Here is a 6,764-nt window from a genome sequence, read left to right on the forward strand (position 1 = left end):
ATGGCGCCGGCGTCCGAACCAAGATCATCAAAGGGGTAGACCCATGTTCATGCGGCGCACCATCCTCGCGGCGGCCACGGCTGCCGTCGCTTTCGCCGGCCTGGCCGGCACCGCCGTCGCGGCGGATCCGAGCTGGAAGAAGGACGTTCCGGTCATCCGCATCGGCATTCTCGGCGGCGAGAACGACGCCGACCGGCTGGCTCGCTACGACGGCTTCCAGAAGCTGATCGAGACCACCTTCAACGTGCAGGTGCAGCTGTTCCCGGCCACCGACTATGCCGGCGTGATGCAGGGCATGGCGGCGGGCCAGCTCGACCTCGCCGAATTCGGCGCCTCGGGCTATGCCGGCCTGTGGCTCGACTGCAAATGCGTCGAGCCGCTGGTGGTGACCCAGGAAGACGACGGGTCGACCGGCTACTACTCGGTGCTCTACGTCAAGGCCGACAGCCCGTACCAGAAGCTCGAGGACCTCAAGGGCAAGTCCCTGGCCTTCGCCGACCCGAACTCGACCTCGGGCTACCTGATCCCGAACTTCCAGCTCAGGGACCAGGGCTACGACCCGGCCAAGTTCTTCAGCTCGACCGCCTTCTCCGGCGGGCATGAGCAGGGGGTGGTCGCGGTGCTGAAGGGCCAGTACGACTCCGGCGTCACCTGGATCTCCGGCCAGGGCGACCCGGCCCAGGGCTACAGCCGCGGCGCCCTGCGCAGCATGGTCGACAAGAAGATGCTCGACATGAAGGACCTGCGCATCGTCTGGCAGTCGACCCTGATCCCGAACGGCCCCTGGGCGACTCGCACCGCCTTGCCGGAGGCGTTCCGCAAGGACATGCTCGACTTCCTGATGAACCTGCCGAAGGAGCATCCGGACATCTACGAGGCAGTCGAGAAGGGCACCGGCAAGGGCTTCGCCCCGATCACCAACGACTTCTTCTCCGGCATCATCAAGATGCGCGAGACCGAAGCCTCGACCCGCCGCGGCTGATAAGGCCTCACGATTGGGTCCGCCTGGGCGGACCCAATCGTGGCTGACCCTTGATGACCACCTTGACCGAACACCGTCCCTCCGACCCGGTCGCGGCTTTCGAGGCCGGGCGGCGGGCATTGCTGCGCCAGCGCCGTCAGGCGACCCTGATCGGCCTGGTGCTGTTCCTGGCCGCCGTACTGGCCGGCGGCTATGTCGGCGAGTTCTTCCCGGCCAAGATCGCCGCCGGCCTGCCGCGGATCGGCGAATATCTCGGCCGCACCCTGCCGACCCTGACCTGGGGCGAGCTGCTGTCCGACAGCAAGACCCAGGGCTCGGTCGCCTACTGGTACTACCGCGCCGGCAGCTATCTGGTGCTGCTGTGGCAGACCGCGCAGATGGCGATCCTGGGCACCGTGCTGGGCGCCGCCGCGGCGCTGCTGCTCAGCTTCCCGGCCTCGCGCAACCTGGTGCGCAGCCACTGGGTCTACCATCTCAGCCGCCGCTTCCTCGAGATCTGCCGCAGCGTGCCGGACATCGTCTACGCGCTGTGCTTCGTCTGGGCCTATGGCGTCGGGCCGCTGGCCGGCATCCTGGCCATGGCGGTGCACACCACCGGCGCCCTCGGCAAGCTGTTCTCGGAGGTCAACGAGGCGGTCGACGACAAGCCGCTCGAAGGCATCCGCGCCGCCGGCGGCACCTGGGTCCAGATCATGCGCTTCGGCGTGCTGCCGCAGGTGCTGCCGAACTTCCTGTCCTATGTGCTGCTGCGGCTCGAGATCAACATCCGCTCGGCCTCGGTGCTGGGCTTTGTCGGCGCCGGCGGCGTGGGGCAGGAACTCTACTACATCGTCAGCTTCAACTATTACCAGGAGCTGAGCGCGCTGGTGCTGATGATCGTCGCGGCGGTGACGCTGATCGATCTCGGCTCGGAGCGGCTGCGCTCGGCCTTCCTGCCGCGGGAGGCGCATTGATGGGCATCCGGTTCGCCCAGATCCGGCCGATCGATGTCGACCATGCCCGCGCCGCGCTGCCGCGCGCCTTTGGCCGGTCCTGGGGCGAAAGGCTGCTGCGCAACGGGCTGCTGGCCCTGGCCGCCGCCTATCTCGGCTACCTGTTCTGGACCTTCAACTTCTCGCCGGCCCGGCTCTATGACGGCCTGGTCAGCCCGAACGGCATCTTCGTCATCGCCGGGCAGATGGTCGCCTGGCACGGCATGGCCGAGTGGCAATACGCCGAGATCTTCACGGCGCTGGGCCAGACCGTCGCCATGGCCTTCATCGGCACGCTGCTGGCCTCGGTGATCGCGATCCCGCTCGGCTTCCTCGGCGCCCGCAACATCATGCCGATCGGCTTCCTGCGCTTCGGCTTCCGCCGGCTGTTCGACGGGCTGCGCGGCGTCGACCAGCTGATCTGGGCGCTGGTCTTCGTGCGCGCGGTCGGGCTCGGGCCTCTGGCCGGCATCCTCGCCATCTGCGTCTCCGACATCGGCTCGCTGTCGAAGCTCTACGCCGAGGCGATCGAGACGGCGGAGAGGAAGCAGATCGAGGGCGTGCGCTCGACCGGCGCCTCGACCCTGGCGGTGCTGCGCTTCGGCGTGCTGCCGCAGGCAATCCCGCTGTTCTTGTCGCAGGCGCTGTACTTCTTCGAATCCAATACCCGCTCGGCCACCATCCTCGGCATCGTCGGCGCCGGCGGCATCGGGCTGCAGATCTCCGAGCGCATCAAGATCCTGGCCTGGGACCAGGTCGCCTTCATCCTGATCCTGGTGCTGGCCGTGGTCGCGCTGATCGACACGCTGTCGAAATGGCTGCGGCTGAAGCAGATCGGGCGCGAGGCGGCGCGGGGCTGAGCCGCCCTCAGCCGAAGGGCGGGCGGCCATGGCGGTCACGCCCGAACGTCCCCGGGCCGCAGGAAGCGCCCAGGCCGCGGCAGCCGTCGAAGCTTCCCTCCATCGGGCTCTGCCGCCGGCCGGTCCAATCCGACGCGCCGCGCGGCGCGTCGGCATTTGCCGGTGACGGGTTGACGCCGGCCGGGTTGCGCGCCCCCTGAGGGCCGTGCGGCCCGCCGGACCCACCGCCGAGTCCGCCTCCCGGGCCAGGCCCGCTCCCCTGGCCGGGGCCGCCCGGCCGATCGAGGCCGATCCCGCGCGGCACCTCCGGCACCATCCCGGTCCGGCCGGTGGTGCTGCGCAGGCCGACCGCCTCCAGCCCGCCGTCCGGCTGGCGCTGGAACTCGACGATCGTGCGCTGCGGCTGGGCGCCGAGGGCGCCGAAGCTCCCCACGGCCGGCGCGCTCAGGCCGCGGCCCCAGCGCAGGCCGCCCGGGGCCGCGCTGGCATAGGATTCGATGACCAGCCGCGTCACCGACCGGCCGAACCAGCCGGACGGGTCCGCCGCCAGCGCGTCCCGCGACACCGACTCGGGCACCAGGACCCCATCCGCATAGCGTCCGGTGACCATCACCTCCTGGCCGATGCCGGCGCCCAGGCGCGCTCCCGGCCGCAGCGCCAGCGTGCCGATGCGCGGCGCCGCGGCGGTGCCGGACAGCGTCCCGTGCACGGTGACGCGGCCGGGCTCGCGCCGGTCGATGCGGGTGGCGACGATGCCGCCGTCGGGACCCGCCAGGCCGCTCACCGCCACCCAGTCGCCGACCCTGGGCGTGGCGGCGTCGCCCCAGACCTGGCCGGCAAAGGTGACCCGCTGCCCGGCAACGCGCAGCACGCTGCCGTTGGACTCCACGGCCTCGACCGGACCGGAGACCTCGTGGCGGATGGCGATGCTGCGGGCGTCCAGGCGCGACCCGCTGCCCGCGGCGGTGACCACCGCCACCTGGCCGACCTTCAGGACGTCGCCGCGGGGGGCGCTCTGCCCGTCGATCTGCACCGGCGTCGCCGCGTCGAACTCGACCTCGATGCCGTTCACCCAGATGCTGCCGAAGCCGGTGATGACGCCGACGATGCCGGTGCCGCCCATGCCGCGGTCCTCGACGGGGCCGGAGGTGATGCCGGTGCCGCCGATGCCGCGCTCGGCGACCGCTTCCTTCGTCGCCGTCGCCGGCGCCGGCGCAGCCGGACGGTCACCCGGGCCGGCGGAAGAGCAGGCGGCCAGCAGGGCGAGCGCCAGGAGTCGCATGCGGCTCGTCACGGTGCCGTCTCCTCGTCGATCGGATCATCCTCGACATACACGTAGACGCCCAGGTTGATCCGCCGCAACGATCCTGCCTTTTCATCGGCCGCGACCTTGTCGTCGGCCTCGGCCATCGCCAGCGCGATCCGGTTGACATCGGTCAACAGCTGCTGCGCGGCGTCGCGCGCCGTGGCCTCCAGCTGCGCCACCGTCTCCGGGCGCAGCCGGTCGTAATGCATGCTGCGGTCGAGGAACGGCGCCGGCCCGGCGGTCGCCACATTCGCGGCCGCGGCGGCGATGTGGTCGTGCAGGTTGCGGGCGAAGTAGAACAGCTGCTCCTCCCCGCCCGGCCGCGGGATGAAGGCCGCTTGGCTCAGCTGCACGCGGCCGTCCCGGTCCAGCGACACGATCTCCTGGCCGATCCAGTCGTCCAGCACCGACCGGGCCCGGACGTCCTTGGTGACCGATTCGACCAGCCCTTCGAACGAGGCCTCGCCGGCGCTGCGGGCCGTGCGCGGCAGGGGCAGGGGGCGGCCCTCCGCATCCGCATAGGGCGGCGCGCCCAGCCAGCGGGCGATGATCTGGCTGCCCAGCGTCACCACCGCCGGGATCCCGCCGGCCTCGGGGGCCTGGGTCCGCAGCCGGCGGATCTCCTTCCGGTGCACGCCGGTCAGCAGGCTGATGCGGCTGTCGGTCTGCGCCTTCGGATCCGGCAGCAGGTCGCGCGCGGCGATATCGACATACAGGCCGCGCAGCAGGTCGGCCAGGACCGGAAAGGTCACGCCGCTGCGGATCAGCAGACGCACCAGCGGCCGCAGCAGGCGCGCCAGCGGCTTGAGCAGGGCCTGGGGAGGAGGTGGCAGGGCAGGAGACATGGCGAATCCGTCGGTTCGGCCGGACCTTAGCATGTTGGGGCGTGGGAAAAATACCCACGAATGAGAGATTTCATTTGACGTGGGCAAAAATCCCACAGATTCATCGTGGGAGAAATTCCCACGAACCAGGAGTCGTCATGCCAACGCTGGAGCCGACCATGACTCTGAAAGCCTTGCCGCCGATCGCGCCGGAGCCGCAGCCCGGCGGCGGTCGACGCGGCGCGGCCAGCCGGGACGTGATCCGCCGGATCGCGGTGACCGCCTTCGCGATCGCCGCGATGGCCGGGATCGGGCTGACGCTGATGGACCTCGCCATCGACAAGCTGTCGAGCCTGTCCTTTCTCCGATTGTCGGGCCTGTTCTGAGGAGTGATCGATGCTGCAGCCGATCCTGCTGATGCTGCCGTGGCTCGAATTCTATCTGCGGTCGCGCGTCCCGCCCGTCCGCCGCGAGCCGCCACCCCCGCCGCCGGCCGCGACTCCGGCGGAGCGCCGGCCATGATGGACGGCCTGATCGTCTGGGCCGCCATCGGCCCCATCCTGGCCTTTGTCGCGGGGGCGATCGTCGTCGCCTGGCTGGATGACGACGAAACCGAGGATCTCCCGCTGCCGGATTATCTCCGCCGGGCCGATGGAACCGCCTCCGTTCCCTCCTTTGATCTCTATGGCTACCACCGATCCGCCGCGAGCCCGCTGCCCGGCCCGGGCACCGGCCGCCCCGCGGGTCGTCCGGCGCGATCCTGCCTGCAATGCGGACGGAGGGAGGAATGACCATCGCCCTCATCCTTTGGGCGGTCATCGGTCCCTCGGTGGGGATGGTGGTGGGCGCGGCCTTCGCGTCCCGGCATCCCGACGATGAGCGGCAGCCGCAGGCCGAAGACACCGGCCGCTCGCCGGACAGCGCCTTGTCTCGGGCGCCGGCCGGCGCCGGTCGCCTCGGCTAGTCCTCGATCTCCGCCGGCCTGGCGGCGGCGTCACCCGGCGCCGCCGTCGCCGTCTGCAAGCCGGCCAGCCGCCGGGCGACGCTGGCCGTCGTCTCCTGCTCGATGGCGCGGAACTGCTCGACCAGCCACTGCCCGAACGGGGTCAGCGCGGCGCCGCCGCCCTGCGGGCCGCCGTGCCGGGTCTCGATCACCTTCTCGCGGAAGCAGCCGTTCAGGCTGTCGATCAGCAGCCAGGCGCGGCGGTAGGACATCCCCATCGCCCGCCCGGCGGCGGAGATCGAGCCGGTCTCGGCGATGTGCTCGAGCAGCCCGATCTTGCCGGGGCCGAGCTGCCGGTCCGGGCCGGCGGGGTCGAAGTCGATGCGGATGCGCAGCCTGGGCATGATCGTGCCATGATACGGGCAAGGCGGAGCCGGGGGAACTCGGCACCGCACGGTCCGTTGAGATTGCAGGCGACCAAGGGAGGCCACGATGTCTGCTGCCGAGCCGCGCCAGGCCGAGCCGGTGCCGGACGACAAGGTCGACGAGGCGGTCGAGGACAGCTTCCCGGCCAGCGATCCCCCGGCTTATCGGACGGGCGTGACCAGCGGCGCCCCGAACCACGAGGCTGTGGCCGAGCCGAAGCGCAACGCCCCGGTGGTGGCGATCATCGCCGTGGCGGCGGTGATCGTGTTGCTGTGGCTGCTATTCGGGTAGGCCATGCTGCCGCTTGTGCCAGTGTCCCACTTACCTGTCATGCCCGGGCTCACATGGGGAGTTTGGTGTCAAGCGGGTGAAGAGGCTACGGCATGGTGTGTCGCCCTGGTTGAGAGGATTAGGGAGTCCGGAAGGCAGGCCTGAGCCGTGTTGGGGAGACG

At 70.7% G+C, this 6,764-nt stretch carries 11 protein-coding genes; 8 read left to right on the forward strand and 3 right to left on the reverse strand.

Annotation, left to right across the window (positions count from 1 at the left end; genetic code table 11):
- Positions 1–43 precede the first annotated feature (43 nt).
- The 3 genes from phnD (at position 44) to phnE (ACTOWL_RS20820) (ending at position 2,813) form a co-directional block, all read left to right on the forward strand.
- A complete protein-coding gene (phnD, locus tag ACTOWL_RS20810; RefSeq protein ID WP_441323186.1) occupies positions 44–982 on the forward strand; it encodes a phosphonate ABC transporter substrate-binding protein in 939 nt (312 codons plus the stop codon).
- 62 nt (positions 983–1,044) lie between these two features.
- Positions 1,045–1,935, forward strand: coding sequence for a phosphonate ABC transporter, permease protein PhnE (phnE, locus tag ACTOWL_RS20815; RefSeq protein ID WP_441323187.1), 891 nt, complete (start codon positions 1,045–1,047; stop codon positions 1,933–1,935).
- A complete protein-coding gene (gene phnE, locus ACTOWL_RS20820; RefSeq protein WP_441323188.1) occupies positions 1,935–2,813 on the forward strand; it encodes a phosphonate ABC transporter, permease protein PhnE in 879 nt (292 codons plus the stop codon). Before phnE (ACTOWL_RS20815) ends, phnE (ACTOWL_RS20820) begins: the two co-directional genes overlap by 1 nt.
- A 7-nt stretch (positions 2,814–2,820) precedes the next feature.
- Here phnE (ACTOWL_RS20820) and ACTOWL_RS20825 read toward each other — a convergent pair whose 3' ends face one another.
- A complete protein-coding gene (locus ACTOWL_RS20825) occupies positions 2,821–4,107 on the reverse strand; it encodes a DUF5666 domain-containing protein (RefSeq protein ID WP_441323189.1) in 1,287 nt (428 codons plus the stop codon).
- Complete coding sequence (locus ACTOWL_RS20830) at positions 4,104–4,964, reverse strand: DUF6502 family protein (protein WP_441323190.1); 861 nt, start codon at positions 4,962–4,964, stop codon at positions 4,104–4,106. The genes ACTOWL_RS20825 and ACTOWL_RS20830 overlap by 4 nt, the downstream gene beginning before the upstream one ends.
- 158 nt (positions 4,965–5,122) lie before the next feature.
- Here ACTOWL_RS20830 and ACTOWL_RS20835 point away from each other — a divergent pair, with 158 nt between their 5' ends.
- The 4 genes from ACTOWL_RS20835 to ACTOWL_RS20850 are packed head-to-tail and all read left to right on the forward strand — an operon-like array spanning position 5,123 to position 5,907.
- Positions 5,123–5,329: a hypothetical protein gene (locus tag ACTOWL_RS20835; protein ID WP_441323191.1), complete on the forward strand. Its 207-nt coding sequence runs from the start codon at positions 5,123–5,125 to the stop codon at positions 5,327–5,329.
- 10 nt (positions 5,330–5,339) lie between these two features.
- Positions 5,340–5,465 (forward strand): hypothetical protein, encoded by a 126-nt coding sequence (locus tag ACTOWL_RS20840; RefSeq protein WP_441323192.1) that lies wholly within the window; start codon positions 5,340–5,342, stop codon positions 5,463–5,465.
- Complete coding sequence (locus tag ACTOWL_RS20845; RefSeq protein WP_441323193.1) at positions 5,462–5,734, forward strand: hypothetical protein; 273 nt, start codon at positions 5,462–5,464, stop codon at positions 5,732–5,734. Before ACTOWL_RS20840 ends, ACTOWL_RS20845 begins: the two co-directional genes overlap by 4 nt.
- The gene (locus ACTOWL_RS20850) at positions 5,731–5,907 is read left to right on the forward strand and encodes a hypothetical protein (RefSeq protein ID WP_441323194.1); all 177 of its coding nucleotides are present in this window, start codon (positions 5,731–5,733) and stop codon (positions 5,905–5,907) included. Before ACTOWL_RS20845 ends, ACTOWL_RS20850 begins: the two co-directional genes overlap by 4 nt.
- Here ACTOWL_RS20850 and ACTOWL_RS20855 read toward each other — a convergent pair.
- On the reverse strand, positions 5,904–6,290 hold the full coding sequence (locus ACTOWL_RS20855; protein WP_441323195.1) for a winged helix-turn-helix domain-containing protein: 387 nt from the start codon (positions 6,288–6,290) through the stop codon (positions 5,904–5,906). The two genes, ACTOWL_RS20850 and ACTOWL_RS20855, sit on opposite strands and share 4 nt — an antisense overlap.
- 88 nt (positions 6,291–6,378) lie before the next feature.
- On the opposite strand from ACTOWL_RS20855, the gene ACTOWL_RS20860 reads away from it, so the two are divergent.
- Complete coding sequence (locus ACTOWL_RS20860) at positions 6,379–6,603, forward strand: hypothetical protein (protein ID WP_441323196.1); 225 nt, start codon at positions 6,379–6,381, stop codon at positions 6,601–6,603.
- The last annotated feature ends 161 nt before the right edge of the window (positions 6,604–6,764 follow it).

The sequence above is a fragment of the Inquilinus sp. CA228 genome, assembly GCF_052078665.1.
Classification (GTDB): domain Bacteria; phylum Pseudomonadota; class Alphaproteobacteria; order DSM-16000; family Inquilinaceae; genus Inquilinus.